We start from the raw sequence: 2,059 nt of genomic DNA on the forward strand, positions 1-2,059 counted from the left end.
GCTGGCGCCGCCTGCGGGACTGGCACGAGGCCGGTGTCTGGGACCGGCTGCACCACGTACTGCTGACCGAACTGCACCGCCCCGGCGAGCTGGACTGGTCCCGGGCGGTGATCGACGGCTCGCACCACCAGGCCCGTCGCGGCGGCCCCAAACAGGTCCGAGCCCGGTCGACCGTGCCAGACCGGGCTCGAAGCACCACGTGATCACCGATGGCCGGGGCACACCGCTGGCCATCACGCTCACCGGCGGCAACCGCCACGATGTCACCCAGCTCCTGCCGCTGCTGGATGCCGTCCCGCACATCCGCGGCAGGAGGGGTAGGCCACGTCATCGGCCCCGGCAGCTGTTCGCCGACCGGGGCTACGACTTCGACAAGTACCGCCGCCTGCTGTGGAAGCGAGGCATCAAACCGGTGATCGCCCGCAGAGGAGTCCCGCACGGCTCTGGCCCTGGGAGTGTGAGGTGGGTCGTCGAGCGCACGAACGCCTGGATCCGCGGCTTCCGCCGCCTGCGGATCCGCTGGGACATCCGCGACGACATCCACGAGGCCTTCCTCAAACTGGCCTGCTGCGTCATCACGTACCGACGAGTCCGAGCCTTGTGTTAGCTCCTCTAACCTTGACTCTGTCGGGGATCTTGGACGATCGGGCTCAGGTGCCAAGGGTTCGCCAAGACTTCGGCCGGGGGATGTCGTTCTCGTCCAGGTAGGTCTGGAAGGCGGTCGGCGGTCTCGGCGGCGGGGCTTCCTCGGTGACTGGCCGGCCACTGAGTCGTTCGATGTTGACGGCGATGGCTGTGAGTACGTGTTGCAGGTGGGCTTTCGGCTGTCCTCGGTAGCGGCAGCGGCGCATGCCGTGTCCGTGGGCGAACTCGTTGATGGTGCCCTCGATACCGGAGCGGACCGCGTAGCGGGCCTTCCACTCGGGTGTCTGCTGCTCGGTGCGGACGCGGACTTGCAGGTCTCGGAGTTCTCGCGGGGGAAAGCCCACGTTCCGGGCGCTCTCGCGGGAACTGGTGCACCGGGGGCGGTCCGGACACGGCTGGCACTGGCCCTTGGTGAACCGCGCCACGATCAGAGGTGCCGCGGTGGGCGAAGAGGTTGGATAGGGACCGTGCCAGCCCTGGCTGACCTGGCCTCGGGGGCAGGTGACCTGCCGGCGGTCGAAGTCGATGTGGAAGTCGTCCCGGTCAAAGCCTTCGCTCCTGCGGTGCTGGCGGGTGGGATTGCCCGGCAGCGGCCCGTTGACAGTGACCTGGTGTTCGCGAGCGGCTCGTTCCAGGTGGACCAGCGAGGTGTAGCCGCCGTCGACCAGGTGCTCGGTGGGCAGCAGTTCGCGACGTGCCAGGCGGGTGTGGATGCCCGGCAGGGCCTGGCCGTCGTTCGTGGCGGCCGAGGTGGTGGCCACGTCCGTGATCACGTTGACGCTGTCGGAGGCACATGTCTCGGTGACATGCGCGGCGAACCCCTTCCAGCTGATGATGTGCCCGTGACGGACGTAGCGCGCCGTCGTGTCGTAGGGGGAGACGATCGCCGAGGCGGAGGGCGGCAGGCCACCGTCGTCGGCGGTGCGCCAGCGCAGGCGGCCTGCCGCGTCGCGGTAGTAGTTCTGCATCATGATCTGCCGCAGTGCCTCGGCCTGCGGGCCGGGCCGGTAGCCCGGTCCGTGCTGGTGGAGGTGCTCCAGCAGCCGGCAGGCGTCCTCGCCCGCGGCAAGAATCCTGGTCTTGGGCCGGGTGGGGTTCTTGCCCAGACGGACCGGGCGGCCGTAGCGGCGCCCCCAGTCCTCATCCACCAGGCCGGTCAGCAGGTGCGAAGCAGCGCGGGCCACTTCCTCCAGCACGGCACGGACGGCCTCGGTGACCAGTTCCAGCCGGGTCAGGTCACGTACCGCAGCCAGGACGTGGGTGGAGTCCGTGCGCTGCGTGGTGCGCTCGCGCACGAGCCCGGCCTCCTTCAGGCGCGCATGAGCTTGCTCCGCTTTGACGGACACCGTTGGTGTGGTGGTCAGGCCGCCAGCACGGTCTCGTACTCGGCTGGGCTGCGGTAGCCGAGGCTGCT

General features: G+C 69.5%; 1 protein-coding gene and 1 pseudogene. One reads left to right on the forward strand and one right to left on the reverse strand.

Annotation, left to right across the window (positions count from 1 at the left end; all coding sequences use genetic code 11):
• Positions 1-607 (forward strand): annotated as a pseudogene (locus tag ACFV1W_RS40505) (IS5 family transposase); the annotation flags it as partial.
• Between the two features lie 43 nt (positions 608-650).
• Here ACFV1W_RS40505 and ACFV1W_RS40510 read toward each other — a convergent pair.
• Positions 651-1,940 (reverse strand): transposase, encoded by a 1,290-nt coding sequence (locus tag ACFV1W_RS40510; protein ID WP_380422574.1) that lies wholly within the window; start codon positions 1,938-1,940, stop codon positions 651-653.
• Between the last annotated feature and the right edge of the window lie 119 nt (positions 1,941-2,059).

The sequence above is a fragment of the Kitasatospora sp. NPDC059648 genome (assembly GCF_042734825.1).
In the GTDB taxonomy this organism is placed as follows: domain Bacteria; phylum Actinomycetota; class Actinomycetes; order Streptomycetales; family Streptomycetaceae; genus Kitasatospora.